General features: G+C 66.8%; 24 protein-coding genes. 2 read left to right on the top strand and 22 right to left on the bottom strand.

The features are described 5' to 3' along the window. Window positions 1-80: 80 nt before the first annotated feature. Window positions 81-1,952, bottom strand: a complete 1,872-nt coding sequence (locus AK36_RS15850) for an ABCB family ABC transporter ATP-binding protein/permease (RefSeq protein WP_045579429.1) — start codon at window positions 1,950-1,952, stop codon at window positions 81-83. A 172-nt stretch (window positions 1,953-2,124) separates the two neighbouring features. Between AK36_RS15850 and AK36_RS15845 the strand changes: the two genes are divergently transcribed. After that, on the top strand, window positions 2,125-2,520 hold the full coding sequence (locus AK36_RS15845) for an acyl-CoA thioesterase (RefSeq protein ID WP_014723611.1): 396 nt from the start codon (window positions 2,125-2,127) through the stop codon (window positions 2,518-2,520). A 34-nt stretch (window positions 2,521-2,554) separates the two neighbouring features. On the opposite strand, the gene AK36_RS15840 is transcribed toward AK36_RS15845, so the two are convergent. Next, window positions 2,555-3,037 carry a nitrate reductase associated protein gene (locus AK36_RS15840; RefSeq protein ID WP_045578790.1) on the bottom strand — a complete coding sequence of 161 codons (483 nt, stop codon included), beginning with the start codon at window positions 3,035-3,037 and terminating at the stop codon, window positions 2,555-2,557. A gap of 79 nt (window positions 3,038-3,116) precedes the next feature. On the opposite strand from AK36_RS15840, the gene fdhD reads away from it, so the two are divergent. After that, complete coding sequence (gene fdhD / locus AK36_RS15835) at window positions 3,117-3,980, top strand: formate dehydrogenase accessory sulfurtransferase FdhD (RefSeq protein WP_232356056.1); 864 nt, start codon at window positions 3,117-3,119, stop codon at window positions 3,978-3,980. Here fdhD and AK36_RS15830 read toward each other — a convergent pair. The 20 genes from AK36_RS15830 to ubiE all read right to left on the bottom strand — a co-directional run bounded on the left by AK36_RS15830 (window position 3,965) and on the right by ubiE (window position 26,589). Beyond that, window positions 3,965-5,131 (bottom strand): fatty acid desaturase, encoded by a 1,167-nt coding sequence (locus AK36_RS15830; protein WP_011885982.1) that lies wholly within the window; start codon window positions 5,129-5,131, stop codon window positions 3,965-3,967. The genes fdhD and AK36_RS15830 overlap by 16 nt on opposite strands. A gap of 52 nt (window positions 5,132-5,183) precedes the next feature. Next, a complete protein-coding gene (gene cyoD / locus AK36_RS15825) occupies window positions 5,184-5,516 on the bottom strand; it encodes a cytochrome o ubiquinol oxidase subunit IV (protein WP_011885983.1) in 333 nt (110 codons plus the stop codon). Next, entirely contained in the window at window positions 5,517-6,128 is a 612-nt protein-coding gene (gene cyoC, locus AK36_RS15820) for a cytochrome o ubiquinol oxidase subunit III (RefSeq protein ID WP_011885984.1), read from the bottom strand. After that, complete coding sequence (gene cyoB, locus AK36_RS15815; RefSeq protein ID WP_011885985.1) at window positions 6,128-8,140, bottom strand: cytochrome o ubiquinol oxidase subunit I; 2,013 nt, start codon at window positions 8,138-8,140, stop codon at window positions 6,128-6,130. The genes cyoC and cyoB overlap by 1 nt, the downstream gene beginning before the upstream one ends. Window positions 8,141-8,143: 3 nt before the next feature. Then, on the bottom strand, window positions 8,144-9,034 hold the full coding sequence (cyoA, locus tag AK36_RS15810) for a ubiquinol oxidase subunit II (RefSeq protein WP_014723614.1): 891 nt from the start codon (window positions 9,032-9,034) through the stop codon (window positions 8,144-8,146). 515 nt (window positions 9,035-9,549) lie between these two features. After that, window positions 9,550-10,317: an enoyl-CoA hydratase gene (locus AK36_RS15805; protein ID WP_034192697.1), complete on the bottom strand. Its 768-nt coding sequence runs from the start codon at window positions 10,315-10,317 to the stop codon at window positions 9,550-9,552. A gap of 91 nt (window positions 10,318-10,408) precedes the next feature. Then, complete coding sequence (locus tag AK36_RS15800; protein ID WP_011885988.1) at window positions 10,409-11,608, bottom strand: acetyl-CoA C-acyltransferase; 1,200 nt, start codon at window positions 11,606-11,608, stop codon at window positions 10,409-10,411. 26 nt (window positions 11,609-11,634) lie between these two features. Then, complete coding sequence (locus tag AK36_RS15795) at window positions 11,635-14,070, bottom strand: 3-hydroxyacyl-CoA dehydrogenase/enoyl-CoA hydratase family protein (RefSeq protein WP_045578789.1); 2,436 nt, start codon at window positions 14,068-14,070, stop codon at window positions 11,635-11,637. 113 nt (window positions 14,071-14,183) lie between these two features. After that, window positions 14,184-15,971, bottom strand: coding sequence for an acyl-CoA dehydrogenase C-terminal domain-containing protein (locus AK36_RS15790; protein ID WP_034192699.1), 1,788 nt, complete (start codon window positions 15,969-15,971; stop codon window positions 14,184-14,186). 57 nt (window positions 15,972-16,028) lie between these two features. Beyond that, window positions 16,029-16,628 (bottom strand): TetR/AcrR family transcriptional regulator, encoded by a 600-nt coding sequence (locus AK36_RS15785; RefSeq protein WP_011885991.1) that lies wholly within the window; start codon window positions 16,626-16,628, stop codon window positions 16,029-16,031. 189 nt (window positions 16,629-16,817) lie between these two features. After that, entirely contained in the window at window positions 16,818-18,092 is a 1,275-nt protein-coding gene (gene clsB, locus AK36_RS15780) for a cardiolipin synthase ClsB (protein WP_045578788.1), read from the bottom strand. Further along, window positions 18,089-18,583, bottom strand: a complete 495-nt coding sequence (gene nudB, locus AK36_RS15775) for a dihydroneopterin triphosphate diphosphatase (protein ID WP_045578787.1) — start codon at window positions 18,581-18,583, stop codon at window positions 18,089-18,091. The genes clsB and nudB overlap by 4 nt, the downstream gene beginning before the upstream one ends. Before the next feature lie 157 nt (window positions 18,584-18,740). Next, window positions 18,741-20,543, bottom strand: coding sequence for an aspartate--tRNA ligase (aspS, locus tag AK36_RS15770; protein WP_014723620.1), 1,803 nt, complete (start codon window positions 20,541-20,543; stop codon window positions 18,741-18,743). 67 nt (window positions 20,544-20,610) lie between these two features. Then, entirely contained in the window at window positions 20,611-21,261 is a 651-nt protein-coding gene (locus AK36_RS15765; protein ID WP_011885995.1) for a DUF502 domain-containing protein, read from the bottom strand. A 61-nt stretch (window positions 21,262-21,322) separates the two neighbouring features. Further along, window positions 21,323-21,664 carry an FmdB family zinc ribbon protein gene (locus tag AK36_RS15760; protein ID WP_014723622.1) on the bottom strand — a complete coding sequence of 114 codons (342 nt, stop codon included), beginning with the start codon at window positions 21,662-21,664 and terminating at the stop codon, window positions 21,323-21,325. 95 nt (window positions 21,665-21,759) lie between these two features. Continuing rightward, on the bottom strand, window positions 21,760-22,386 hold the full coding sequence (locus AK36_RS15755; protein ID WP_045578786.1) for a class I SAM-dependent methyltransferase: 627 nt from the start codon (window positions 22,384-22,386) through the stop codon (window positions 21,760-21,762). Window positions 22,387-22,403: 17 nt separating this feature from the next. Further along, on the bottom strand, window positions 22,404-23,981 hold the full coding sequence (gene ubiB, locus AK36_RS15750; RefSeq protein WP_011885998.1) for a ubiquinone biosynthesis regulatory protein kinase UbiB: 1,578 nt from the start codon (window positions 23,979-23,981) through the stop codon (window positions 22,404-22,406). 12 nt (window positions 23,982-23,993) lie between these two features. Beyond that, window positions 23,994-24,620, bottom strand: a complete 627-nt coding sequence (locus AK36_RS15745) for a ubiquinone biosynthesis accessory factor UbiJ (RefSeq protein WP_011885999.1) — start codon at window positions 24,618-24,620, stop codon at window positions 23,994-23,996. A 161-nt stretch (window positions 24,621-24,781) separates the two neighbouring features. Continuing rightward, window positions 24,782-25,807, bottom strand: a complete 1,026-nt coding sequence (locus AK36_RS15740) for a Tim44 domain-containing protein (RefSeq protein ID WP_011886000.1) — start codon at window positions 25,805-25,807, stop codon at window positions 24,782-24,784. Window positions 25,808-25,857: 50 nt separating this feature from the next. Continuing rightward, the gene (ubiE, locus tag AK36_RS15735) at window positions 25,858-26,589 is read right to left on the bottom strand and encodes a bifunctional demethylmenaquinone methyltransferase/2-methoxy-6-polyprenyl-1,4-benzoquinol methylase UbiE (RefSeq protein ID WP_011886001.1); all 732 of its coding nucleotides are present in this window, start codon (window positions 26,587-26,589) and stop codon (window positions 25,858-25,860) included. Window positions 26,590-26,628: the final 39 nt, after the last annotated feature.

Here is a 26,628-nt window from a genome sequence, read left to right as displayed (position 1 = left end):
CCTCACCGCCCGCAGCGTAGCGCGCGCCCTCGGCACGCACCGCAACATCCGCGCTCGCAAACAACACCTCAAGCAACAACTCAAGCAGCCTCCGCCGCCTCCCCACCCGTCGCCGCACGCTGTTGCTGCAGCGTCCACATCTGCGCATACAGCCCGTCCGCTTGCACGAGTTCGTCGTGCGTGCCGCGCTCGACGATGCGCCCGCGGTCCATCACGAGAATCTGCTGCGCATGCACGACCGTCGACAGCCGGTGCGCAATCACCAGCGTGGTCCGGTGCCGGGCGATCTGGTCGAGCTCCTGCTGGATCGCGCGCTCCGAACGCGAATCGAGCGCGGAAGTCGCCTCGTCGAACAGCAGGATCGGCGGGTTCTTCAGCAGCGTACGCGCGATCGCGACGCGCTGCTTCTCGCCGCCCGACAATTTCAGCCCGCGCTCGCCGACCGGCGTGTCATAGCCCTTCGGCAGGCTTTCGATGAAGTCGTGGATGTGCGCGGCGCGCGCGGCCGCGATCACTTCGTCGCGGCTCGCGCTCGGGCGGCCGTACGCGATGTTGTAGTAGATCGAGTCGTTGAACAGCACGGTGTCCTGCGGCACGATGCCGATCGACGCGCGCAGCGAATCCTGCGTGACGTCGCGGATGTCCTGCCCGTCGATCCGGATCGCGCCGCCCGTGTGCCGGTCGAGGTCGTAGAAGCGAAACAGCAGCCGCGACAGCGTCGACTTGCCCGACCCGCTATGGCCGACCACCGCGGTCGTCGTGCCCGCATCGATCGTGAACGACACGTCGTGCAGGATCGGCCGCGCCGGCTCGTATGCGAAGTTCACGTGCTCGAAGCGCACCTGCGCGCCGGCCACCGCGAGCGCGCGCGCGTCGGGCAGATCCGCGACTTCCTTCGCAGCCGACAGCAGCCCGAACATCCGGTCCATGTCGGTGAGGCTCTGCTTGAGCTCCCGATAGACGACGCCGAGAAAGTTCAGCGGGATGTACAACTGCAACATGAACGTGTTGATCAGCACCAGATCGCCGAGCGTCAGCTTGCCGGCCAGCACGCCCTGCGTCGCGCGCCACAGGATGAACACGAGCCCCGTGCCGATGATCGCCTGCTGCCCGAAGTTCAGCAGCGACAGCGAATTCTGCGAGCGGATCGCGGCCTGGCGGTAGCGCTTCAGGTTCTCGTCGTAGCGCTGCGTCTCCCACTCCTCGTTGCCGAAGTACTTGACCGTTTCGTAATTGATCAGCGAATCGATCGCCCGCGAGTTCGCGCGCGAATCGAGCTCGTTCATCGTGCGGCGGAAGTGTGTGCGCCAGTTGGTGACCTTCACGGTGAACACGATGTAGGTGACGAGCGCCGCAAACGTCACGTACGCGTAATACGCTTCGTACTTGACCACGAAGAAGCCGAGCACGAGGCCGACCTCGACGAGCGTCGGCAGGATGCTGTACAGCGAATAGGAAATCAGCTGCTGAATGCCGCGGGTGCCGCGCTCGATGTCGCGCGACATGCCGCCCGTCTGGCGTTCGAGATGGAACCGCAGCGACAGCCCGTGCAGATGCCGGAACACCTGCAGCGCGAGCTGGCGCACCGCGCTCTCGGTCACCTTCGAAAACAGAATTTCGCGCAACTCGGTAAACAGCGACGTCGACAGCCGCACCAGTGCATAGGCCACCACCAGCAGCCCGACGCCGCCCGCGAGCACGATGCCGGCCGACTGCTCGGCGCGGCCGAGCGCGGTGAGCTGCTGCACGGCGGACAGATGATCGACGATGCGCTTCATCACGACCGGCACGCCGAGGTTCGCGACCTTCGCGCCGATCAGGCAGCCGAGCGCGAGCGCGACGCGCCATTTGTAGGTCGCGAGGTAAGGCAGCAGCGAGCGGATGGTCTGCCAGTCGTTGCGGGGCCCGGTGGGAGCCGGCGCGGGCTCGCCGGAAGCGGAATATCGGCGCATGGGGAGGATCGGCGGCGGCGTCAGGCGCATGGCTGCGGCGGCCCGCTCGCCCGCTTTCTCGTACAATTTATGGTCGTTGTATTGTCGCAGAAGCCGCTACGCGCCGCTGCCGGCGGCCCGGCCGGCCGGGCTGCGCGCGGCGGCGCATTTATTACAGGATGAAAGCCCCGCCATGACCGATCCGATCCTCGAGCTCCCGCAGAAACAGCCCGCCCTGCGCGTCGTCCCGCAACCGCACGACGCCAACGTCCACGGCGACGTGTTCGGCGGCTGGATCATGTCGCAGGTCGACATCGCCGGCTCGATTCCGGCGAGCCAGCGTGCCAACGGCCGCGTCGCGACGGTCGCGGTCAATTCGTTCGTGTTCAAGCAGCCGGTGTTCGTCGGCGACGTGCTGAGCTTCTACGCGACGATCATGCGCACCGGCAACACGTCGGTGACGGTCGACGTCGAGGTGTACGCGCAGCGCATGCGGCTGATGGGCGAAATCGTGAAGGTCACCGAAGCCACGCTCACCTACGTCGCAACCGGCGCCGACCGCAAGCCGCGGCCGCTGCCGCCGCTGTGACCGGCAGCTGCGCCGACGGGCCGCGGCAGGCGCGTCAGTGCGCGGCCGCCAGCCCGAACTCGCGCATCGCCGGCACGAAATCGTGGTTCAGCGTCGGCTTGCGCGACAGCTTCATCAGCACGTAGCGCTGAAACGGCGCGAGCTGCTGCCACTGCGCCAGCGCGGGCGGCAGCAGCCCGGCCAGCGCGCTTTGCTGCACCAGCGCGTCGGGCACCGAGCCGGTGTCGCGCCAGCCCGGCTGCTCGTCCGGCTGGAACCACGACGGCTCGAGATCGGCATGCGTGCGCAGCATCTCGAACAGCGCGTGATCGAAATTGGGCTCGATCGCGGTATCGTCGTCGGCGGGAAAGCGTGCGAGCAGCTTGCGGTCCTCCAGCGGCAGCAGCTGCCACTGCTCGAGCGAGATGCGCAGACCGAAGCGGTCGAGATTGAAGCGCACGATCATCGGGATGTACGTCAGGTTTTCCGACGAATCGTGTTCGAAATCGAATAGCAGCGGAGCGTCGCTGAGTCCCATGGTCGTTACCTGAGTGTCGGATGCCGGCGCGGCCGGCCTGCCTGAGGTATTTTAGAACCTCCGGGCGCGCGCGGCCGACATGATCGACGCCGCAACCGCCCCATCCACCGGAGTGCCCGTGAATCCGACTGACACAGAAGAACCGCGCGGCGCGATCGAGTTGCCGGTGCGTCGCACGCGCGGCGGCGCGGTCGAGGCCGCGCACGATTACGTCGGCCAGGAATGGCCGGTCGCGCTCGTCTTCAACGGCATCTCGCATGCGGTGATGATGTGTACGCCGCGCGACCTCGAGGCGTTCGCGGTCGGCTTCGCGATCTCCGAAGGGATCGTCGAGCGCGGCAGCGACATCAAGGACATCGACGTGAGCGTGCACGCCGACGCGCCGCTGCCGTATGCGCAGGTGCACCTCGAAGTGGTCCAGCAGGCGTTCGCCGCGCTGAAGGAGCGGCGCCGCGCGCTCGCCGGCCGCACCGGCTGCGGCGTGTGCGGCATCGAAAGCATCGACCTGCTCGATCTCGCGCCGGAGCGCGTGCCCGACACCGGCTTTCTCGCGCGCGTCGCGCCCGACGCGCTCGCGCGCGCCGCCCGCGCGCTACCGGCCCATCAGGCGCTCACGCAGCTGACCGGCGGCCTGCATGCGGCCGCGTGGTGCGATGCAACGGGCGCGATCCGCACCGCGTTCGAGGACGTCGGCCGCCACAACGCGCTCGACAAGCTGATCGGTTCGCTGGTGCTCGCGCGCGCCGACCTGACCGACGGCTTCGTGTTTCTGTCGAGCCGCGCGAGCTACGAACTGGTGCGCAAGTCGGCGCGCGTCGGCATTCCGATGGTCGCGACGATCTCGGCGCCGTCGTCGCTCGCGGTCACGATCGCAAAGACGGCCGGCCTGCGGCTGGTGAGCTTCTGCCGCGAGACCGGCCACGTGGATTACGGCACCGCGTGAGCGGTCGCGGCCGGCGCATGGTTCGCCGTGTCGGCCGCATCGGACGCCGCACGCTGCACCGTGCGCACCTCGGGCGCCGCATCGCTCGTGCGCTTGCCGCGATAGTCGGTCCACAGCTTGAGGTCGGTGTCGTAGAGCTTGCAGCGGCGCGCCGTGTCGAAGTACCAGCGCAGGCTGAAGCGCTGCACGACGATCCGGCCGGGCAGCATGTCTTCCAGCTTCGTCTGCGCCGGCTTGAGCCGGTACAGCGGCACGCTCATGTCGACGTGATGCGCGGTGTGCTCCATGATGTGATGCAGCAGGCCGCCGATGCCGAACGGGAACGTCAGGTGCAGCGTGGTCGACACGAACGGCGCGGCGTTCGACCATTCGGCGCGGTTCGCGTGCCATGCGATGCGCGGGTCGGTATGGTGCACGTACACGACGAAGCCGATCATCGAACACCAGAACAGGAACGGCACGAGCACGCCGGTCGCGAGCAGCAGCGCGACCGATTGATGCGTGCGCAGCGCGACCGCGACGACGGCGGCGATCCACACGGCCGCGAAGGCCGTCACCAGCAGGCAGTCGCGCCGGAACACCGGCCGCGACGCGCCGATATAGCCGCGGCTCGGGAAGTACATCCGCAGCCACCAGATCTCGACGAGATAGTAGAGGCCCGGCGCCCAGCCGCTCCGGTAGATGCGATCGAGCAGCCGGCGCGTCGGCGACAGCGCGGCGAACTCCGCCGGCGTATGCGGCGCCCAGACGAAGTCGAAGCCCTTCAGGTTCGTATAGCCGTGGTGCACGACGTTGTGCCCGACTTCCCACAGGCTGTATGGCGTCAGCGACGGCAGAAACGCGATGCGGCCGAGCCAGCGGTTCAGCCCGCGGTTCGGCGTGAGGCTCTGATGGCACGCGTCGTGCCCGATGATGAACAGTCGCCCGGTGATGAAGCCGGCCGCCATCCCGCAGACGATCTTGCCGACGATCGAGCCGAGCAGCAGCGCGCCGGCGAACGCGGCGAACAGCAGCAGGTAATCGAGCACCAGCAGCAGGATCGGGCGCGCGATCTCGCGCGTGGCGAACGGCACGAGCCAGGCGCGGATGACCTTGCGATGCGGGATCGGCTCGTCGGCGCGAACCGGAGTATGAGTATCGTGATTGTTCATGATGCGGAGAAGGCGCGCGGTACGCGCGCCTGAAAAGGGGAAGCCGCGCCGCTTAGCGCGACATCATGTTCATGCTGACGTTGTGCATCACCCACAATGTCCCGACGATCAGGATCAGCGCGGTCAGCACCGTATAGCTGAACGCCATCACGTTCCAGCGCTGGCTCGACGCGGTGTTCATGTGCAGGAAGCACACCAGATGCACGAGGATCTGCGCGAACGCGAGCACCGCGAGCGCGATGACCGCCGCCTTCGGCGCGAGCACGCCAGCCATCACCAGCCCGAACGACGCTGCCGTGAGCAGCACCGACAGCACGAAGCCGACGACGTAGCCACGGGCCGTGCCGTGCGCTTCGTCGTGGTGGATGAGTTCCGAATGAGCCATTTAGATCACGCTCGCGAGGTAGACGAAGGAGAACACGCAGATCCAGACGATGTCGAGGAAGTGCCAGAAGAGGCTCAGGCACGTGAGACGCCGCACGTCGCGCTCGGTCATGCCCGAGCCGCGCGCCATCTGCACGACCAGCACTACCATCCACAACAGGCCGACCGCCACGTGCAGCCCGTGCGTGCCGACCAGCGCGAAGAACGCCGACAGGAACGCGCTGCGCTGCGGGCCTGCGCCGTCGGCGATCAGGTGCGAGAACTCGCGCAGTTCCATCGCGAGAAACGCGGCGCCCAGCACGAACGTCACCGCGAGCCACACGAACACGGCGCCGCGCCGGCGGCGCTGCGCGCCGAGCATCGCGAAGCCGTACGTGATGCTCGACAGCAGCAGCGCGGCCGTCTCGAGCGCGACGCCCGGAATGTCGAACAGGTCCTTCGCGGTCGGACCGCCCGCGAACTGGTTGCCGAGCACGGCGAACGTGGCGAACAGCGACGCGAAGATCACGCAGTCCGTCATCAGGTACAGCCAGAAGCCGAACACCGAATGCGACGGCGGATGGTGGTGCGCGGCCGCATGAGGGGCGGCGCCCGACAGAGATTGATACGACATCAGTTCGTCTCCAGTTCAACTTCCGGCGCCGCGGCGCCGAGCTGCACGCCCGCGCGTTGTTCCTCGATGCGGCGGACGGTGTCCGCCGGAATGTAATAGCCGTCGTTGTCCTGCGCGCTGTACAGCACCACCGTCGCGACGATGCCGACGAGCGCGGCGATCGCGAGCCACCAGATGTGCCAGACGAGCGCGAAGCCGAGCAACAGGCTGAAGATGCCGACGAAGAAGCCCGCGCTCGTGTTCGACGGCATGTGAATGTCGTCGTAGCGGACGTTCTTGCCGAGGCCGAGCCCGAGGCCCTTCGCCTTGCGATACGCGAGCTCGTCGAGTTCGTGCACGTTCGGGATCACCGCGAAGTTGTAGACCGCGGGCGGCGACGACGTCGCCCATTCGAGCGTGCGGCCGTTCCACGGGTCGCCGGTCGCGTCGCGATACTGCGGCTGGTGACGATTGCGCCAGCCGACCCACACCGATGCGACCTGGCAGAGCACGCCGAGCGCGATCAGCACGACGCCGCACGCGGCGGCCACCAGCCACGGATGCCATGCCGGGTTGTCGTAGTGGTTCAGACGGCGCGTCATGCCCATGAAGCCGAGCACGTACAGCGGCACGAACGATGCGTAGAAGCCGAGGAACCAGCACCAGAACGCGCGCTTGCCGAACTTCTCGTCGAGCCGGAACCCGAACACCTTCGGGAACCAGTAATGCACGCCTGCGAAGTAGCCGAACACGACGCCGCCGATGATCGCGTTGTGGAAATGCGCGATCAGGAACAGGCTGTTGTGCAGCACGAAGTCGGCGCCCGGAATCGCCATCATCACGCCGGTCATCCCGCCGAGCGTGAACGTCACCATGAAGCCGATCGTCCACAGCACGGGCGTCGTGAATTCGATGCGGCCGCGGTACATCGTGAACAGCCAGTTGAAGATCTTCACGCCGGTCGGGATCGCGATGACCATCGTCATGATCCCGAAGAACGCGTTGACGTCGGCGCCCGAGCCCATCGTGAAGAAGTGATGCAGCCACACCAGGAACGCGAGCACCATGATCACGCACGACGCGTAGACCATCGTCTTGTAGCCGAACAGCGGCTTCTTCGCGAAGGTCGCGATCACTTCCGAATAGATGCCGAACGCGGGCAGCACGAGGATGTACACCTCCGGATGGCCCCACGCCCAGATCAGGTTCAGGTACAGCATCGCGTTGCCGCCGGCATCGTTCGTGAAGAAGTGCATGTCGAGGTAGCGATCGAGCCCGAGCAGCGCGAGCGCGACCGTCAGGATCGGGAACGTCGCCATGATCAGCACGTTCGAGCACAGCGCCGTCCACGTGAACACCGGCATCTTCATCAGCGTCATGCCGGGCGCGCGCATCTTGACGATCGTCACGAAGAAGTTGATCGCGGTGATCAGCGTGCCGACGCCCGAGATCTGCAGCGCCCACAGGTAGTAGTCGACCCCTACCCCCGGACTGAACTGCAGCTCCGACAACGGCGGATAGGCGAGCCAGCCCGTCTGCGCGAATTCGCCGATCACGAGCGAGATGTTCATCAGGATCGCGGCGACCGCCGTCATCCAGAAGGACAGCGAATTCAGGAACGGGAACGCGACGTCGCGCGCGCCGATCTGCAGCGGCACGATCAGGTTGAAGAACGCGACCAGCAGCGCCATCGCCATGAAGAAGATCATGATCACGCCGTGCGCGGTGAAGACCTGGTCATAGTGATGCGGCGGCAGATAGCCGGGCGAGTTGTATGCGAGCGCGAGCTGCAGGCGCATCATCACGGCGTCCGCGAAGCCGCGCAGCAGCATCAGCACCGCGACGATCAGATACATCACGCCGATCTTCTTGTGGTCGACCGACGTCAGCCACTCGCTCCACAGCCATTTCCACCGTCCGGTCACCGTCAGCGCGGCGACGATGCCGAGCACGACGAGCCCCATGAACGCGCTCGCGCCCATGATGATGGGCTGATCGAACGGGATCGCCGATAGTGTGAGTTTGCCTAGCATGCGTTACCCCTTCGTCGTGCAGGCGGCGTCCTTCGGATCGAGGACATGGCCGTTGTTGTACTTAGCGATGATGTTGTGGAACAGCTTCGGGTCCACCGACGAGAAATAGCGCACCGGCGCCTTCTCGCTCGGCTGCGCGACCGTGCCGTACGCGGTCATGTCGAGCCGGTCCGCCGACGCCTTCACTTTCTGCACCCACGCGTCGAACTGCTCGCGCGGCTCGGCGAGCGTGCGGAACTTCATGTCGGAGAAGCCGCGGCCGCTGTAGTTGGCGGACACGCCGGCGTAGTCGCCGGCTTCGTCGGCGATCAGGTGCAGGCGCGTCTGCATGCCGGCCATCGCATAGACCTGCGTGCCGAGTTGCGGGATGAAGAACGAATTCATCACCGAATCCGACGTGATGCGGAAATTCACCGGCGTGCCGACGGGAATCGCGAGCTGGTTCACCGACGCGATGCCGAGCTGCGGATAGATGAACAGCCACTTCCAGTCGAGCGCGACGACTTCGACGTCGATCGGCTTGACCGACGACTCGAGCGGCCGGTACGGGTCGAGTTCGTGCGTCGTGCGCCACGTGAGCACGCCGAGGAACAGGATGATCAGCGTCGGGACCGTCCAGATCACGACTTCGATCGCGGTCGAGTGCGACCAGTTCGGCGCGTAGGTGGCGTTGCGGTTGGATGCGCGATAGCGCCATGCAAACCACAGCGTGAGCAGGATCACCGGGACCACGACGATCAGCATCGTCCACGTGGCCGTCGCGATCAGCGACTTTTCCGCGACGCCGACGGCACCCTTCGGATCGAGCACGTGGAGGTCGCTGCATCCGGCGAGTCCAGCCAGCAGCCCGATGGCGGGTGCCGCACGCGCCCCGCCGGTGATTCGTCCGATCATTGTTCGTTCGCCTGATTGTCGTTGAGGAGTACCAGCGGTCGCGCGCCGCCTTCGCGCGACGCAGCCGGCCGCGGCGACCCGACCGCGAACTGTACGGAAATTTGCGGCAGCGCAACTTGATGGCGGACAAGGTTTGCCGTTGCGAGCGGGAGACGGTCGCGGTAGGCGGGGCGGGATTTTTGGCGGTTGCCGCTTTCGCTTGGGCTCGCGGCGCGGCGCCGGGCCGCGTTCAGGCTGGGGGCAGGCCCGAAGGCGCTACACCGCGACGCGGGTGTCGGCGGGGAGCACGGTAGATATGGGGGACGATCGCGCGCGGCGATCGGCGACGATTGCCGCGGTATGGCGTGCCACGCGAACGCGCGGCGACGCGGGATCGAACCGAGATGCCGCTCGGCGCGTCTTCCCTACGCGCAGATTACGCGCCGGGCGGCGAGCCGCCGGCGCGGCCCGAGCGTCGCGCTCGGCCGCGCCGAGCCGCGCGCTCGTTCTGGATCGCGAAGCGTTCGCGCCACGTATCAGTCGAATTGTCGAAAATCCGGCTTCCGCTTCTCGAAAAAGGCAGTCATCGCCTCGCGCGCTTCCGGCGCGCGCAGCATCGCCGAGAAATGCGCAGCCTCCTCCGCCATCCGCGCGGCCACCGCGACGCCGCCGGTATCCTTGAGCAGCGCCTTCGTCACGCGCAGCGACGACGCGGGCAGCGCCGCCAGCTTCGCGGCCTGCTTCGCCGCGAACGCGTCGAGTTCGGCCGCCGGCAGCACGCGATTGACGATGCCGATCCGGTGCGCCTCAAGCGCGTCGAACGGCTCGCCGAGCAGCAGCTTTTCGGCGGCGATCTGATGTCCGGCCAGCCGCGGCAACAGCACGCTCGACGCGGCCTCCGGGCACAGCCCGAGCTGCGCGAACGGCAGCGAGAACGTCGCGGTGTCGGCCGCATAGACGAGATCGCAGTGCAGCAGCATCGTCACGCCGACGCCGACCGCGATGCCCGGCACCGCCGCGACGATCGGCTTCGCCGCGCCGCTGATGCGGCCGAGGAACTGGAACACCGGCGCGTGCTCGTCCGTCGGCGGCGCCTTCAGGAAATCCTCGAGATCGTTCCCCGAGCTGAAATTGCCGTCGCTGCCGCGCAGCAGGATCGCGCGGATCGCGTTGTCCTCGTGCGCATCGGCGAGCGCATCGGCCATCGTCTGGTACATCGCCGCGGTGAGCGCATTCTTCTTCGCCGCACGCGCGATCGTGATCGTGATCACGCCGTCGGCGCGCTCCACTTGAATTTCGGCCACAACCGTCTCCTTTGACTTTCCTCTACCGGAATGAAAAACGGTGCGCGAGCTCGTGGCCCGCGCACCGTCGTCGCTGCTCGTCGCGTCCCGCTTACAGGCGTTCGATGATGCCCGCCGCACCCATGCCGGTGCCGACGCACATCGTGACCATCCCGTACTTCAGGTTGCGGCGGCGCAGCCCGTGCACGACGGTCGCCGCGCGGATCGCGCCGGTCGCGCCGAGCGGATGGCCGAGCGCGATCGCGCCGCCCACCGGGTTGACCTTCGACGGATCGAGGCCGAGATCGCGGATCACCGCCAGCGATTGCGCGGCGAACGCCTCGTTCAGCTCGATCCAGTCGATGTCGTCCTGCTTCAGGCCCGCTGCCTTCAGCGCGGCCGGGATCGCTTCCTTCGGCCCGATGCCCATGATTTGCGGCGGCACGCCGCGCACCGCGAAGCTCACGAAACGCGCGAGCGGCGTCAGGTTGAACTCCTTCAGCACCTTCTCCGACACGACCAGCAGCGCGCCCGCGCCGTCGGACGTCTGCGAGCTGTTGCCGGCCGTGACCGAGCCCTTGTTCGCGAACACCGTGCGCAGCTTCGCGAGGCCCTCGAGCGACGTATCGGCACGCGGGCCTTCGTCGAGCGCGATCTCGCGGGTCTTCACGTCGACTTCGCCGGTCGCGAGGTTCGGGAAGCGCTCGGTGATCGTGTACGCGGCGATCTCGTCGCCGAATTCGCCGGCCTGCTGCGCGGCGAGCGCCTTGCGGTGCGATTCGACCGAGAACGCGTCCTGGTCTTCGCGGCTCACCTTCCACTGCTCGGCCACGCGCTCGGCGGTCAGGCCCATGCCGTACGCGATGCCGAAGTCTTCGCTGCGATCGAAGATGTGCGGCGACATCGACGGCTTGTTGCCCATCATCGGCACCATGCTCATCGATTCGCAGCCGCCCGCGAGCAGCGCCTCCGACTCGCCGACGCGAATGCGGTCGGCCGCCATCGCGAGCGCCGTGATGCCCGACGCGCAGAAGCGGTTGACCGTCACGCCGCCGACCGTCTGCGGCAGCCCGGCAAGCAGCGCGCCCATGCGCGCGACGTTCAGTCCCTGCTCGGCTTCGGGAATCGCACAGCCGATGATCGCGTCCTCGATCAGCTTCGTGTCGAAGCCCGGCACCTGCGCGATCGTCGACTTGATCGCGTGAACCAGCAGCTCGTCCGGGCGCGTGTTCTTGAAGACACCGCGCGGGGCCTTGCCGATCGGGGTGCGGCTGGCGGCGACGATGTATGCGTCTTGCAGTTGTTTGCTCATTTGAAGCTCCTTGTCGGCTCGCTCACTCAGTTACGCACCGGCTTGCCGGTCTGCAACATGCCCATGATCCGCTCCTGCGTCTTCTGCGTGCCGAGCAGCTCGACGAACGCGCGGCGCTCGAGCGCGAGCAGCCATTGCTCGTCGACGAGGCTGCCGGCTTCGACGTCGCCGCCGCACACCACTTCGGCGATGCGGCTCGCGATCAGGAAGTCGTGGTCGCTGATGAAGCGGCCGTCGCGCATGTTGACGAGCGACGCCTTGATCGTCGCGATCGCCGAGCGGCCGGCGACCGGCACGTCCTTCGCGCGCAACGGCGCGCGATAACCGGTCGCGGCCAGCGCACGCGCTTCCTTCTTCGCGGTGTCGAGCAGCTCGAACACGTTGAAGACGATCGTGTCGGACGGCTTCACGTAGCCCATCGCGCGCGCGTCGTGCGCCGAGCTCGACACCTTCGCCATCGCCGCGTTCTCGAACGACTTCGTGACGAACTTCAGGATGTCGGTCGTCGCGTTCGCAGCCGTGGCGGCGTCCGCCGCGCGCAGCGCCGCTTCCTTCAGGCCGCCGCCGGCCGGCACGAGGCCGACGCCCACTTCGACGAGCCCGATGTAGCTCTCGACGTGCACGACGCGCTTCGCGCTGTGCAGCATCAGCTCGCAACCGCCGCCGAGCGCGATGCCCGACACGGCCGCGACCACCGGCACGTTTGCGTACTTCACGCGCAGCATGCCTTCCTGGAACTTCTTCACGAACGGCTCGATGCCCTTCGCGCCGCCCATCATGAACGCGGGCATCGCCTCCTCGAGGTTCGCGCCGGCCGAGAACGGACCGCCCGGCGTGCCGAGCTTCAGCGACGTCGGCTGCCAGATCACGACGCCCTTGTAATCCTGCTCCGCGAGCTCGATCGCCTGCACGAGGCCGTCGATCACACTCGGCCCGATCGTGTTCATCTTCGACTTGAACGACACGATCACGACGTCGTCCTCGCCCGCGCGGTCGTCGACCCATGCACGCACCGCATCGGTTTCGAACAGCGTCTTGCCGTAGGTCTTCGGGTCCGCGCCAGTTTCGCCGAGCAGCGGCGCGCGGAACACCTGCTTGCCGTAGACGGCAAGATCCGAGCGCGGCACGAAGCGCTTCGACGCCGGCGCCCACGAGCCCTCGGCCGTATGCACGCCGCCCTTCTCGGCGACCGGGCCTTCGAGCACCCACGACGGCAGCGGCACGTTGGCGAGCGCCTTGCCGGCCGCGATGTCTTCCTGCACCCACTCGGCGACCTGCTTCCAGCCGGCGGCCTGCCAGCCTTCGAACGGACCTTCGTTCCAGCCGAAGCCCCAGCGGATCGCGAGGTCGACGTCGCGCGCGTTGTCGGCGATCGACTCGAGGTGCACGCCGATGTAGTGGAACACGTCGCGGAAGATCGACCACAGGAACTGCGCATGCGGATGGTCCGTCTCGCGCAGCAGCTTCAGGCGTTCCGCCGGCGGGCGCTTCAGGATGCGGCCGACGGTTTCGTCCGCCTTCGCGCCCGAGTCGACGTAGGCGCCCGTCTTCGCGTCGAGCACCTTGATCGCCTTGCCTTCCTTCTTGTAGAAGCCGCCGCCGGTCTTCTGGCCGAGCGCGCCCTGCTTCACCAGTTCGGCGAGCACCGCGGGCGTTTCGTAGACCGGGAAGAACGGATCGTCGGCGAGGTTGTCCTGCATCGTCTTGATCACGTGCGCCATCGTATCGAGGCCGACCACGTCCGCGGTGCGGAACGTCGCCGACTTCGCGCGGCCGAGGCGGGCGCCGGTCAGATCGTCGACTTCGTCGAAGCGCAGGCCGAACTTCGCGGCCTCGGCGATCACCGCGAGGATCGAGAAGATGCCGACGCGGTTCGCGATGAAGTTCGGCGTGTCCTTCGCGCGCACGACGCCCTTGCCGACGACGCTCGTCAGGAACGTCTCGAGCTGGTCGAGGATCTCCGGGCGCGTATGCGCGGTCGGGATCAGCTCGACGAGGTGCATGTAGCGCGGCGGGTTGAAGAAGTGCACGCCGCAGAAGCGTGCCTTCAGCTCGTCGGAGAAGCCTTCGGACAGCTTCGTGATCGACAGCCCCGACGTGTTGGTCGCGAAGATCGCGTTCGGCCCGATATGCGGTGCGACCTTCTTGTACAGGTCGTGCTTCCAGTCCATCCGCTCGGCGATCGCTTCGATCACGACGTCGCATTCGGCCAGCTTCGCGATGTCGTCCTCGTAGTTCGCGGCTTCGAGGTATTTCGCGTCGTCCTTCACGCCGAACGGCGCGGGCGACAGCTTCTTCAGATTCTCGATCGCCTTCAGCGCGATCGCGTTTTTCGGGCCTTCCTTGGCCGGCAGGTCGAACAGCAGCACCGGCACGCGCGCGTTGACGAGATGCGCGGCGATCTGCGCGCCCATCACGCCGGCGCCGAGCACGGCGACCTTGCGAATCAGAAAATTGCTCACGGGATGTCTCCGGATAGTGCCGTGCAGCGCGGGTTATGAGGGCTGCGCGGCGAAGTGAGTACCAGGAACCGTTGCGTTCGGGCGGCGCGCGATGCGCACCGCCCGGACTCGCGTCAGAACAGCGATTCGTCGACTTCCATCAGCGTCTTCGAACCGGCGCGCGCGGCGCGGATCGTCGCGGCCGTTTCGGGCAGCAGGCGCGCGAAGTAGAAGCGGGCCGTCGCGAGCTTCGACTTGTAGAATGGGTCGCCCGACGCTTCGTGATCGAGCGCGATGCGCGCCATGCGCGCCCAGAAGTACGAGAACACCAGATGACCGACGGTACGCAGGTACGGCACGGCAGCCGCGCCGACTTCGTCCGGGTTCTGCATCGCCTTCATGCCGATTTCCATCGTCAGCTTCTGCACCTTCTCGCCGATGTCGGCGAGCGGGTTGATGAACTCGGCCATCTCCGGCTTCACGCCTTCGGCTTCCGCGAACTCGGTCACGAGCTTGCCGAACTTCTTCAGCTTCGCGCCCATGTCGCCGAGCACCTTGCGGCCCAGCAGGTCGAGCGACTGGATCGAGTTCGTGCCTTCGTAGATCATGTTGATCCGCGCGTCGCGCACGTACTGCTCCATGCCCCACTCGGAGATGAAGCCGTGGCCGCCGTAGATCTGCATCGCGTGGTTGGTCGACTCGAATGCGTTGTCGGTCAGGAACGCCTTGATGATCGGCGTGAGCAGCGCGACGAGGTCGGCGGCTTCCTTGCGCACCGCTTCGTCGGCGTGCGACAGCTCCTTGTCGATCTGCAGCGCCGACCAGTACGTGAACGCGCGCGCGCCTTCCGCATAGGCCTTCTGCGTGAGCAGCATGCGGCGCACGTCCGGGTGGACGATGATCGGGTCGGCCGGCTTGTCCGGCGCCTTCGGGCCGGTCAGCGAGCGCATCTGCAGGCGTTCCTTCGCGTAGGTCAGCGAGTTCTGGTACGCCACTTCGGTGAGACCGAGGCCCTGCATGCCGACGCCCAGGCGCGCGGCATTCATCATCACGAACATCGCGTTGAGGCCCTTGTTCGGCTCGCCGACCATCCAGCCCTTCGCGCCGTCGAGGTTCATCACGCACGTCGAGTTGCCGTGGATGCCCATCTTGTGCTCGATCGAACCGCACTTGATGCCGTTGCGCTCGCCCGGCTCGCCCGACGCGTCCGGAATGAACTTCGGCACGATGAACAGCGAGATGCCCTTGGTGCCTTGCGGCGCGTCCGGCAGCCGCGCGAGCACGAGGTGGACGATGTTCTTCGACATGTCGTGCTCGCCGCTCGAGATGAAGATCTTCGTGCCGCTGATCGAGTACGAGCCGTCGCCGTTCGGTTCGGCCTTGGTGCGCAGGATGCCGAGGTCGGTGCCGCAGTGCGGCTCGGTCAGGCACATCGTGCCGGTCCATTCGCCGGACACGAGCTTCGGCAGATATTGCTGCTGCAGCTCCGGCGCGCCGTGGGCGTGCAGGCATTCGTACGCGCCGTGCGACAGGCCGGGATACATCGTCCAGGCCTGGTTCGCCGAGTTCAGCATTTCGTAGAGCGCGTTGTTGACGAACGCGGGCAGGCCCTGGCCGCCGTATTCCGGGTCGCAGCCGAGCGCGGGCCAGCCGGCCTCGACGTACTGGCGGTACGCTTCCTTGAAGCCGGTCGGCGTCTTCACGACGCCGTCGCCTTCATAGGTACAGCCTTCCCGATCGCCGACCTGGTTCAGCGGGAACAGCACCTCGGAGCAGAACTTGCCCGCTTCCTCCAGGACCTGGTTGATCGTGTCGGCGTCGAGGTCCGCATGCCGCGGCATTTGCTTGACCTCGGCTTCGACGTTCAGAAGCTCGTGCAACACGAATTGCATGTCGCGCAGCGGCGCGGCGTACTGTCCCATGACTCTCTCCAAAGGTGGGCAAAACGGCTCGAGCTCCTGGCGGCGGTTCCCGCGCCGCTAACGGCTCTCGCTCTGATACGAAACGATCGTCTTTTCCAGCGCGGCCCACGTGAGGCGCACGGCATCCGGCGAATGCAGGAAGCGTGCGTCGTGATGCAGGCCGAGCGTGAAGCTGTACAACTCGAAGAGCATCAGGTCCGGATCGGAATCCGCACGCAGATGGCCCTCTTCCTTCGCCTGCGAAATGGCGCGCAGCAACGCGGCACGCCAGGCGGTCACGCTCGCGATCAACTGCTCGCGCACCGGGCTGTCCGGCCGGTCGTCGTACTCGACGGCCCCGCTGATGTAGATGCAGCCAGTCGTCACCTCCTGGATGCGCTTCTCGATCCAGCGCGCCAGCATCGCCCGCAGGCGCGGCAAACCGCGCGGCTCGCGCAGGCTCGGAAAGAACACCTCGTTCTCGAAACGATGGTGATATTCGCGGACGACCTCGACCTGCAGATCCTCGCGCGATCCGAAGTGCGCGAACACGCCGCTCTTGCTCATCTGCATGCGCTCGGCCAGCAGGCCGATCGTCAGCCCCTCCAGCCCGTCACGGCTGGCGAGATCCAAAGCAGCTTCGAGTATCGCGGCACGCGTCTGTTCGCCTTTTCGCATAGCTTTTTCTGTAACCGTTCGGGGGGTCGAATAAAATCGAACGGCCGTACTATTATTGAGTGCGGCCGCTCGTGAAACAAGGAAATTATTAGAAACCGGTGTCTAACCGAGCCGCTATTTTGCGCGATTCCGGCGGGACCGGAGCGGCTTTTCCGCACGAACGTGCGGACAGATTTTTGAAGCGGGCGCTTAGTCGTAACCGCCGACCGTCAGCGCCTTCATCACGAGGCGGTACGTGTTGTACGCGAGCCAGTTCAGGATACGCTCGATGCGCGGCCGCGTCGCGTACAGCGCGGCGTCGATTTCGCGGCCTTCGGCGAACGCGGCGCCGATCGCGTCGCGCAGCTCGTTGGTGACCGTGTCGTAGCGCACCAGCACCACGTTGGCCTCATTGTTCAACATCAGGCTCAACGCGTCCAGATTCGACGAACCGACCGTCGCCCAATTGTCGTCGATCACGGCCACCTTGCCATGCAGGATCGTCTTGTCGTATTCCGCCACGCGCACGCCGGCGCGCAGCAGCGCGTGGTACAGGAACGGCACCGCGGCGTCGAGCGCGGTGAACTCCTTGCGGCCGATCAGGATGCGCACGTCGACGCCGCGGCGCGCCGCGCGCGTCAATGCGCGGCGCAGCTTGCGACCCGGCATGAAATACGGATTCGCGAGCAGGATCTGCGCGCGCGCCTTGCCGATCGCGGCGAGATACGCCTTCTCGATCGCGCGGCGGTTCACGACGTTGTCGCGCGCGACGAACGCGACGCTCGGCTCGGTCACGACCCGCAGCGCGCCGGCCTTGATCCAGCGATGGTTGCGCATCCAGCGCCGGAACATGTCCGGGAACGCTTCGCCGCCATGCAGCCCGGCCGCGTACTGCGCATACGGCTTGTGGCCGAAGCGGATGCGGTGCCATTGCAGCTCGAACGCGGCGCGCACGTCGGCCACCGCGGGCCCGGCCATCTCGACCGCGAAATCCCAGCGCGGAAACGGCAGCGTCGCGCTGCCCTGCGTGTAGTCGTCGACGATGTTGATGCCGCCGCAGAACGCGACCGCATGATCGATCACCGCGAGCTTGCGGTGCGTGCGCGAGAAGCCGAAGCGGCCGAACAGATAGCGGTTGTAGATGCTGTGCTCGACGCCGGCCGCGGCCCAGGCGTCGAACAGCGGCAGGCGCGCGGTGCCGACGCCGTCGGTGATCACGCGCACGCGCACGCCGCGCTGCGTCGCGCGGATCAATGCGTCCGACACCGGCCGGCCGGCCGCGTCGTCGCAGAAGATGTAGGTTTCGAGCATCACCTGCTCGCGCGCCGCGTCGATCCGCTCGATCAGCGCGTGGAAGAATTCGGCGCCGGTTTCGCACAGCCGCACCGTGTTGCCGGTCGTGAACGCGAGCCGCGATGCGGAGCCGCGCTCCTGCAGGAACATCTGCCGCAATTGCGCGAAGCGCTTGCGGGCCTGCCCATTCATGCGGACGAGCCGTACGTCGCGCCGGCGAGCGCGACGCGCACCGGCAGTTGCAGGATCGCCTCGGCGTTCGACGGCGAAAAGCAGCGCGCGGCCGCTTCACGGTACGGCAGCCACGCGTAGTCGACGTGCTCGCGCGGCGACAGCGTCACGTCGACACGCCGCGGCACGCACAGCCCGAACCAGTGCTCGACGTTGCGCGTGACGCCCGGCGCATAGCGATGCAGGTATTGCGGATAGATCGCGTATTCGATCCGATGGCGCCAGTCGGTCAGCGCGGCGGCCGGCACGTCGTGCGAGCCGACCGCGATGCCGGTTTCCTCGACGACTTCCCGCGCGGCGGTGAGCGCGAGCGGCTCGTCGGGCGTGTCCTTCGAGCCGGTCACCGATTGCCAGAAGTCGGGCTGATCGGCGCGCTTGATCACCAGCACGTCGAGTTCGGGCGTGTAGATCACGACGAGAACGGATTCGGGGATTTTCGGCGGCTTCGTCATCGTTGTTTCATGCGGCACAGGGCCGTGCGCCGGGCCTGTGCCGGAACGGGCGGCAAGTGCTGCGACTGTACCGCAAAAAACGAAAAAGGCGCATCGGATGCGCCTCTTTCATCGGGTGCGCGTGTGCGCGTCGCCGCGCACACGCATGACTGCGAACTTACGCCTTCGGCTGTTCCGGCTGGCGCAGGCGGATGTGCAGCTCGCGCAGCTGGCGCTCGTCGACCGGGCTCGGCGCCTGCGTGAGCAGATCCTGCGCGCGCTGCGTCTTCGGGAACGCGATCACGTCGCGGATCGAGTCGGCGCCGGCCATCATCGTGACGATGCGGTCGAGACCGAACGCGATACCGCCGTGCGGCGGCGCGCCGTATTGCAGCGCGTCGAGCAGGAAGCCGAACTTCGCCTGCGCTTCTTCCGCACCGATCTTCAGCGCGCGGAACACCTTGCTCTGCACTTCCTCGCGGTGGATCCGCACCGAGCCGCCGCCGATTTCCCAGCCGTTCAGCACCATGTCGTACGCCTTCGCGAGGCAACGGCCCGGATCGGTCTCGAGGTACTCGAGGTGCTCGTCCTTCGGGCTCGTGAACGGGTGGTGAGCGGCGACGTAGCGCGCGTCTTCGTCGTCGTATTCGAACATCGGGAAGTCGACGACCCACAGCGGCTTCCAGCCGGCCTGAACGAGGCCGTTCGCCTTGCCGAATTCCGAGTGGCCGATCTTCAGGCGCAGTGCGCCGAGGCTGTCGTTCACGACCTTCGCGCGGTCGGCCGCGAAGAAGATGATGTCGCCGTCTTCAGCGCCGGTGCGCTCGAGGATCGCCGCGATCGACGCGTCGTGCAGGTTCTTGACGATCGGGCTTTGCAGGCCGTCGCGGCCCTTCGCCTTCTCGTTGACCTTGATCCACGCGAGGCCCTTCGCGCCGTAGATGCGCACGAATTCCGTGTAGCCGTCGATGTCGCCGCGCGACAGCTCGCCGCCCTTCGGCACGCGCAGCGCCGCGACACGGCCGTCCTTCGCATTGGCCGGCGTGCTGAACACCTTGAAGTCGACGTCCTTCATCGCGTCGGTCAGCTCGGTGAATTCGAGCTTCACGCGCAGGTCCGGCTTGTCCGAGCCGAAACGCGCCATCGCTTCCGAGTACGGCATCACCGGGAATTTCGCGTCGAGCTCGACGTCGATCGTCGTCTTGAAGATGTGACGGATCATGTCTTCGAACAGATCGCGGATTTCCTGCTCGCCGAGGAACGAGGTTTCGCAGTCGATCTGCGTGAATTCCGGCTGACGGTCGGCACGCAGGTCCTCGTCGCGGAAACACTTGGTGATCTGGTAGTAACGGTCGAAGTTCGCGACCATCAGCAGCTGCTTGAACAGCTGCGGCGACTGCGGCAGCGCGAAGAACTGGCCCGCGTTCACGCGCGACGGCACCAGGTAGTCGCGCGCGCCTTCCGGCGTGCTCTTCGTGAGCATCGGCGTTTCGATGTCGATGAAGCCCTGCTCGTCGAGGTACTTGCGCGCCTCGATCGCGACGCGGTAGCGCAGACGCAGGTTGTGCTGCATCTGCGGGCGGCGCAGGTCGAGCACGCGGTGCGTGAGGCGCGTCGTTTCCGACAGGTTGTCGTCGTCGAGCTGGAACGGCGGCGTGACCGACGCGTTCAGCACGATCAGCTCGTGGCACAGCACTTCGATCTTGCCGCTCTTCAGCCCCGCGTTGACCGTGCCTTCCGGACGGTTGCGCACCAGCCCCTTGATCTGCACGCAGAACTCGTTGCGCACGCCTTCGGCGGTCGCGAACATTTCCGCGCGATCCGGGTCGCAGACCACCTGCACGAGGCCTTCACGATCGCGCAGGTCGATGAAGATCACACCGCCGTGATCGCGGCGGCGCTGCACCCAGCCGCACAGCGACACGGTTTGGCCCAGCAGGTGTTCGGTCACGAGACCGCAGTATTCAGTACGCATCGACATGATGTTTGCTTTCGTTCGGTTTGATCAACGGGCGCCGCAGCGCGCGGCCCGGGCGATGATACGTTGGTTACAGCGGCGGCTCGACGGGACGGCGGGCGGGCGCAGGAACCGGCGCCGGGGGCGCCACGACGCCCATCGAGACGATGTACTTGAGCGCGGCATCGACCGACATGTCGAGTTCGATGACTTCGCTCTTCGGCAGCATCAGGAAGAAGCCCGACGTCGGGTTCGGCGTCGTGGGCACGTACACGCTCACGAATTCTTCCGTCAGATGGTTGACCACGTCGCCGCCCGGCGTGCCGGTCAGGAACGCGATCGTATACGAGCCGCGGCGCGGGTATTCGATCAACAGCGCCTTGCGGAACGCGTTGCCGCTGCTCGACAGCAGCGTGTCCGACACCTGCTTGACGCTCGTGTAGATCGGGCCGACCACCGGGATGTGGCGCACCACCGCGTTCCACCACGTGACGAGCTTCTGGCCGATGAAGTTGCGCGTGGCCAGCCCGACGACGAAGATGAACGCGAGCGTCAGCACCGCGCCGATGCCCGGCAGGTGAAAGCCGAGCAGCCGCTCCGGCTGCCACGACTCGGGCAGCAGCAGCAGCGTCTGGTCCATCGTGCCGATGATGAGGCCGAGCACCCACAGCGTGATCGCAAGCGGGACGAGGACCAGCAGGCCGGTCAGAAACACCGATTTCAGGGTCGTCTTTTTCATCATCTGCCGTCAATGAACCGCGCCTCGAGCGCGGTGTGAGCGCGGCCCGGCCGGGCCGCGACTGTCAAGTGCCGGCGGCGGGCGTCGCGGCCGGGGCCGGCGCGGCGCTCGTCGTCGTGCTTTCGGTGCTCGCGGCAGCCGGCGCGGCCGCAGCCGGGGCTGCACCGCCCGCGGCGCTGCCCGCTTCGCCGGACGTCGACGCCGGCGCGCTGGTGCCGCCCGAGCCACCGCGGAAATCGGTGACGTACCAGCCGGAACCCTTCAGCTGGAAGCCGGCGGCGGTGACCTGCTTGCGAAAAGCATCCTTCCCGCATTCGGGGCATTGCGACAGCGGCGCATCGCTCATCTTCTGGAGCACGTCTTTCGCGAAACCGCACGCTTCGCATCGATAGGCGTAGATCGGCATGATATTTTTCCCGCAGAAACTGGAAACGGCTTGCAAAACCTTGAATTATAGCCGAAACCCCGGCGCGCTCCGGCAACGGCAGCGACGCGCGGCGTTCAGCGACGGCGCCACGTGAGCCAGCGCTCGTGCCCATCGAACACGGGCAGCGAATCGGTCACCGGCAGCTCCTCGATCAGTTCGAACGAGGGCGCCAGCAAGGCGTCGAGCTCGGCGCGCTCGATGCCGAACGGCGGCCCCTTCGGCTTCTTCATCACGAAGAAATAGCCGGCCAGCAATCCGCCGGCCGGCAGCAGTTCGGCCATCCGCGCCGCGTAGCCGGCGCGCAGGCTCGGCGGCAGCGCGCACAGGAACGCGCGCTCGTACACCCACTGCACGACGAACGGCGGCTGGTACGCGAAAAAATCCGCCTGCTCGACGACGTCCGCATGCGCACCGAGTGTCGCCTTCGCGGCGACGACCGCCTGCTCGGCGAAATCGATCGCGCGCACCGGCCAGCCGGCCTGCGCGAGCCAGCCGGCCTCCTGCGCGCTGCCGCAGCCTGGAATCAGCACCGTACACGGCGCGCGGCGCTGCGCGAACGCGCGGAACCCGTCGGGCACGCCGCCGAATTCCCACGGCGTCACGCCGCGCGCGAAGCGCTCGTCCCAGAACGAAGCATTGGCCGGATCGCGCGTCGCGAAGTCGGCGGCGCTCGGCGGCGGCGGTTGGGTCGGGTTGGACATCGCTCGGCTCCTGTCGGTCATGCGCCGTACGTGAGCGCGAGCAGCACGCGCGCGACGAGCGCGCCGACGCCGACGGCCAGACCGAAGATCAGCAGCGCCTGCAGCAGCCGGTTGGTGCGCTTCTGCTCGAGGAGGATCTGACGCATCAGATCGTCGCTCGCCGCGCGCGTGCCATCTTGTCGTTCGGCCAGCGCGTGGTGGATCAGGCGCGGCAGCTGCGGCAGCGTCTTGCTCCATTGCGGCGCCTCGACCTTGAAGCGCTCGTACCAGCCGCGCAGGCCGATCTGCTCGGTCATCCAGCGCTCGAGATACGGCTTCGCGGTCTTCCACAGGTCGAGCTCGGGGTCGAGCGAACGGCCGAGCCCCTCGACGTTGAGCATCGTCTTCTGCAGCAGCACCAGCTGCGGCTGGATCTCGACGTTGAAGCGGCGCGACGTGGAGAACAGGCGCATCAGCACCTGGCCGAGCGAGATGTCCTTCAGCGCGCGGTCGAAGTACGGCTCGCACACCGCGCGGATCGCGCTTTCGAGCTCCTCGACGCGCGTCTCGGGCGGCACCCAGCCCGATTCGAGGTGCAGCGTCGCGACGCGATGGTAATCGCGCTTGAAGAACGCGAGGAAGTTCTGCGCGAGGTAGTTCTTGTCGAAATCGGACAGCGCGCCGACGATCCCGAAATCGAGCGCGACGTAGCGGCCGAACGTGTTCGGATCGAGGCTCACCTGGATGTTGCCCGGATGCATGTCGGCGTGGAAGAAACCGTCGCGGAACACCTGCGTGAAGAAGATCTCGACGCCTTCGCGCGCGAGCTTCTTGATGTCGACGCCCGCGCTGCGCAGCGTCTCGACCTGGCTGATCGGCACGCCGGTCATGCGCTCCATGACGAGCACCTGCGACGTCGAGAAATCCCAGAACATCTCGGGCACCAGCAGCAGGTCGAGCCCGGCGAAGTTGCGGCGCAGCTGGCTGCCGTTCGCGGCTTCGCGCATCAGGTCCAGCTCGTCATGCAGGTACTTGTCGAACTCGGCGACGACCTCGCGCGGCTTCAGGCGCCGCCCGTCGGCCCACATGCGCTCGGCCCACGTCGCGATGTCGCGCATCAGCGCCAGATCGGAATCGATCACCGGCAGCATGTTCGGACGCAGCACCTTGATCGCGACGGCCTTGCCCGCGTGCACGCCCTGCTTGAGCTTCGCGAAATGCACCTGCGCGATCGACGCGCTCGCGACCGGCTCGCGCTCGAATTCGTCGAACAGCTCGTCGACCGGCGCGCCGAGCGACTTTTCGATGATCGCGATCGCGACCGCCGAGTCGAACGGCGGCACCTGGTCCTGCAGCTTCGCGAGCTCGTTCGCGAAATCGACCGACAGCAGATCGCGGCGCGTCGACAGCACCTGCCCGAACTTCACGAAGATGGGGCCGAGGCTCTCGAGCGCGTGACGCAGCCGCACCGCGGGCGGCGACGAATAGCGGCGGCCGATCGTCGTGATTCGCAGCAGCAGCTTCACGCGCCGGTCGTCGATCCGGGACAGCATCACCTCGTCGAGGCCGAAACGGATGACGGTATAGACAATCTTGATGAAACGTAAAATGCGCATGCGCTGCGGCCCTCAGTGCGCGCCGCGCAGGCTGGAACCCGCACGCGCGCCGATTTTTTGTTCGAGTCGCTCGATCCGTTTCTCGACGCGCGCGAGCGCATCGCGCGCCCGCGCCAGTTCGGCGTCGAAGCCGCCGAGCGCGGTGCGCCGGACGACTTGCGGGTTCTCGTCGAGCCAGTACTCGGCGACGGAATCGAGCACGTTGCGGCCGGTGCGGCGCGCGCGTGCGCCGGCGTCGCGCACGACCGTCGCGATCCGGTGCGCCGCCGCGTCGCCGACCAGCTTCGCGAGATCTTCCTCAGGCTCCCAGCGCAGGTGCTCGGCGAGCTTCGCGATCTGCGTCGCGAACTCCGCGTCGCCCTCGATCTTCACGTGCTTCATCACGGCGGCCTGGCCGCCCTGCAGGAACGCGGCGAGCGTATCGCCGGCGAGTGCGATCGACACGTCGACGCGTTGCGCATCGTGCGCGTCGACCGCGGACAGATAGCCGTCGGGCTGCACCAGCAGCGTCAGCGTGACGGGCGGCACGACGAGCCGGGCGGTCTTGCCCGCGTATGGGATCAGGCGGTCACGCGCCCACGATTCGCGCGCGAGCAGGTGATTGACGGCAGCAGCAAAAGGCTTGGCGGCAAAGGTCATCGGGCTGGGAAAGAAAAAACCCGCGCAGGCCGGGCGCCCACGCGGGTTTCTATTGTAACGTCGGATCGTCGGCAGACTGCGCTCGACCGCACGCGCCGGCGGCAAGCGGCCGCACTGCGGCGACCGTCGCCAGCAGCCGGCAAGCCGGCCGCCGGCTGCGTTCAGTGCGTGTTCAGCTGCTGGATGCCCGCGAGCAGCCAGCCCTGACCGCCCGACTTCGACAGGTTCCACACCTCTTCGAACGGTGCCGCCGACGCGTTCGCCGATTCGCGGATCAGCCCGTGGAAGCGCACGCTCGCCGCCTGCTCGATGCCGCGATCCTCGATCGCGACCAGTTCCGCGTCGAGCTGCACGACGTCGGTCTGGTTCGCTTCGTTGCCGCGCGAATCGAGGTCGATCTTGATCTCGGCGAACATTTCGGGCGTCGTGAACTCGCGGATGTCGGCCATGTTGCCCTGGTCCCATGCCGCCTGCAGGCGCACGAAGTAGACCTTCGCGCTGCGCAGGAACGCTTCGGTGTCGAAGCCGGCCGGCACCTGCAGCGGCGCCGCGCCGAGCGCGCCTGCCGCGCCCGCGGCCGCCGCACCGCCGCCGAACACACTTTGCGCCTCGTTGGCATAGCTGCTGCCGCTGCCCGCGTAGTTGCCGCCGCTGCCCTGCTGGAACGACGAACCCTGGGCATAACCGCCCGCCGACGACGCCGAGCCGCCAGCCGAATACGCCGGCTCGTGCGGGCGGCGCCGGTTCATGAACTTGCGGATCAGCCAGATGCCGACCATCGCGAGCAGCGCGATCACGATGACGTTCGCCATCATGCTCGCGAACGCGCCGCCGAGACCGAAGTGCGACAGCAGCGCCGCGATGCCGAGGCCGGCCGCGAGACCGGCGATCGGCCCGAGCCAGCGCGAGCGGTTCGGCTGCGCGGCCGGCGCCGGAGCGGCCGGGTTGGTGCGCTGCGCCGGCGCGGCCTGCTGCATCGGCTGCTGGGCGGGCGGCGTGGCCTGACGCTGCGTGACGGTGGAGCTCTGGCGGCCGATGCTGCGCCCGCCGCCCATGCGCCGCGCCTCGGCGTCGAGCGATGCGAACGTGCCGGCCGTGAGCAGGCCGACCATCAGCAGCGTGCCGACCCGTCGAGCCCACGGCTTCGACGGCTTGCTACGGTTGAACAACGAACGCGACTCGGACATCAGCTTCTCCAGATGTAAGACGAATGTAGGGATAGAACCCTTTAGTCCCTTTAGTACTTGGATCCTACGTGTAAAGCTACCACGCCACCTGACAAATTGTAATATTTGACGGCGTCGAGACCCGCTTGTTCCATCATCGTCTTGAGGGTGTCCTGATCGGGATGCATCCGGATAGATTCAGCAAGATACCGATAACTGTCGGCATCTTTCGCGAACCTGTCGCCAAGCCACGGTAATACTTTGAAAGAATAAAGGTCGTAGGCCTTTTTCAGCGGCTCCCACACTTTCGAGAATTCCAGCACCATTACGCGGCCGCCGGGCTTCGCGACACGGCGCATCTCGGCGAGGGCGGCGTCCTTGTGCGTCATGTTGCGCAGCCCGAACGCGACGGTGACGACGTCGAAGTAGTTGTTCGGGAACGGCAGCTTTTCCGCATCGCACAGCAGCGACGGCGTCACGACGCCCTTGTCGAGCAGCCGGTCGCGGCCCACGCGCAGCATCGATTCGTTGATGTCGGTGTGCCAGACTTCGCCCGTCGGGCCGGCCGCCTTCGCGAATGCGCGGGTCAGGTCGCCGGTGCCGGCCGCGATGTCGAGCACCTTGAAGCCGGGGCGGACGTTCGCCTGCGCGATCGTGAACGCCTTCCACGCGCGGTGCATGCCGGCCGACATCAGGTCGTTCATCAGATCGTAGTTGCTCGCGACCGAATGGAACACGCCCGCCACTTTCTTCGCTTTTTCGGTTTCCTCGACGCTTTCGAAGCCGAAGTGGGTTTTGCTCATCGCGTTGATCCTCAGTAAATGGCAAGACGGCGCCGAGCG

The organism is Burkholderia vietnamiensis LMG 10929 (genome assembly GCF_000959445.1).
GTDB lineage: Bacteria > Pseudomonadota > Gammaproteobacteria > Burkholderiales > Burkholderiaceae > Burkholderia > Burkholderia vietnamiensis.
The sequence above is the reverse complement of the archived record's forward strand: the minus strand, read 5'-3'. Positions and strand labels throughout refer to the sequence as shown.

Coding starts and splice junctions, on each gene's coding strand:
- AK36_RS15790 (WP_034192699.1), bottom strand. CDS start 15,971: ATGGGACAGTACGCCGCGCCGCTGCGCGACATGCAATTCGTGTTGCAC.
- AK36_RS15765 (WP_011885995.1), bottom strand. CDS start 21,261: ATGATGAAAAAGACGACCCTGAAATCGGTGTTTCTGACCGGCCTGCTG.
- AK36_RS15845 (WP_014723611.1), top strand. CDS start 2,125: ATGACCGATCCGATCCTCGAGCTCCCGCAGAAACAGCCCGCCCTGCGC.
- AK36_RS15830 (WP_011885982.1), bottom strand. CDS start 5,131: ATGAACAATCACGATACTCATACTCCGGTTCGCGCCGACGAGCCGATC.
- ubiE (WP_011886001.1), bottom strand. CDS start 26,589: ATGAGCAAAACCCACTTCGGCTTCGAAAGCGTCGAGGAAACCGAAAAA.
- cyoA (WP_014723614.1), bottom strand. CDS start 9,034: ATGATCGGACGAATCACCGGCGGGGCGCGTGCGGCACCCGCCATCGGG.
- AK36_RS15760 (WP_014723622.1), bottom strand. CDS start 21,664: ATGCCGATCTACGCCTATCGATGCGAAGCGTGCGGTTTCGCGAAAGAC.
- aspS (WP_014723620.1), bottom strand. CDS start 20,543: ATGTCGATGCGTACTGAATACTGCGGTCTCGTGACCGAACACCTGCTG.
- AK36_RS15785 (WP_011885991.1), bottom strand. CDS start 16,628: ATGCGAAAAGGCGAACAGACGCGTGCCGCGATACTCGAAGCTGCTTTG.
- fdhD (WP_232356056.1), top strand. CDS start 3,117: ATGATCGACGCCGCAACCGCCCCATCCACCGGAGTGCCCGTGAATCCG.
- AK36_RS15840 (WP_045578790.1), bottom strand. CDS start 3,037: ATGGGACTCAGCGACGCTCCGCTGCTATTCGATTTCGAACACGATTCG.
- AK36_RS15800 (WP_011885988.1), bottom strand. CDS start 11,608: ATGAGCAAACAACTGCAAGACGCATACATCGTCGCCGCCAGCCGCACC.
- cyoD (WP_011885983.1), bottom strand. CDS start 5,516: ATGGCTCATTCGGAACTCATCCACCACGACGAAGCGCACGGCACGGCC.
- AK36_RS15745 (WP_011885999.1), bottom strand. CDS start 24,620: ATGACCTTTGCCGCCAAGCCTTTTGCTGCTGCCGTCAATCACCTGCTC.
- ubiB (WP_011885998.1), bottom strand. CDS start 23,981: ATGCGCATTTTACGTTTCATCAAGATTGTCTATACCGTCATCCGTTTC.
- AK36_RS15755 (WP_045578786.1), bottom strand. CDS start 22,386: ATGTCCAACCCGACCCAACCGCCGCCGCCGAGCGCCGCCGACTTCGCG.
- cyoC (WP_011885984.1), bottom strand. CDS start 6,128: ATGTCGTATCAATCTCTGTCGGGCGCCGCCCCTCATGCGGCCGCGCAC.
- AK36_RS15740 (WP_011886000.1), bottom strand. CDS start 25,807: ATGTCCGAGTCGCGTTCGTTGTTCAACCGTAGCAAGCCGTCGAAGCCG.
- AK36_RS15850 (WP_045579429.1), bottom strand. CDS start 1,952: ATGCGCCGATATTCCGCTTCCGGCGAGCCCGCGCCGGCTCCCACCGGG.
- nudB (WP_045578787.1), bottom strand. CDS start 18,583: ATGACGAAGCCGCCGAAAATCCCCGAATCCGTTCTCGTCGTGATCTAC.
- cyoB (WP_011885985.1), bottom strand. CDS start 8,140: ATGCTAGGCAAACTCACACTATCGGCGATCCCGTTCGATCAGCCCATC.
- clsB (WP_045578788.1), bottom strand. CDS start 18,092: ATGAATGGGCAGGCCCGCAAGCGCTTCGCGCAATTGCGGCAGATGTTC.